We start from the raw sequence: 691 nt of genomic DNA, 5'->3' as shown, positions 1-691 counted from the left end.
CGATCAGGCGTAGCTTGGGCGTCATCAATGACCAAAACGGATGTAAGCGCGATCCGATAAAATCGACAAACGCACGTTGAACTATTTCAGGGCGATAGCCGTTGGCCATATTATCAGTACCTGTATGATTGCTATGAAAGTGAGTGTTGAGACAAGCACAAGGTCAGATGATCAATCGATTTTGATAATCGAACCATTAGACCTTGTTAAGTCACACTAACATGCTAACGGCTATTGATTAAATTTGCGAAAGTTTTGATGCTATTTTTTGTGGTCTTTATAAAACGCTAATGAATCAAAATGTTAAGTTAGTTCATTAAGATAAGACTCCTTGAGTTATTTTTTAAAGCGAGTTTTATAGCCAAAAGGCATAGCCTGCTGTCAAAAACAGTAAAACAACTGGTAAAACAACCTGTCAGCTTGCAGGGTATGCGCCACAATGCGATAATGACCTATAATTTGTAACCCTGATTTTGAGGTACGGCACGCTTGGCATCATCGCTGAGTGGCATTTGCTGTTCTCTTCTATGCAGTCTATCGGAGTGTTAATGGCTCAATATATTTACACGATGAACAACGTGTCAAAACTTGTTCCCCCTAAGCGTGAAATCCTAAAAAATATCAACCTATCGTTTTTCCCTGGTGCCAAAATCGGTGTCCTCGGTATCAACGGTTCAGGTAAATCAACCTT

1 pseudogene is annotated in these 691 nt (G+C 40.1%); it reads left to right on the top strand.

The features are described from left to right. Nucleotides 1-473: 473 nt before the first annotated feature. Nucleotides 474-691 (top strand): annotated as a pseudogene (locus ACS8FC_RS17720) (hypothetical protein); the annotation flags it as partial.

The organism is Psychrobacter sp. 1Y4 (genome assembly GCF_051847555.1).
Note: the sequence above shows the minus strand (reverse complement) of the source record. Positions and strands in the feature narration are given on the sequence as shown.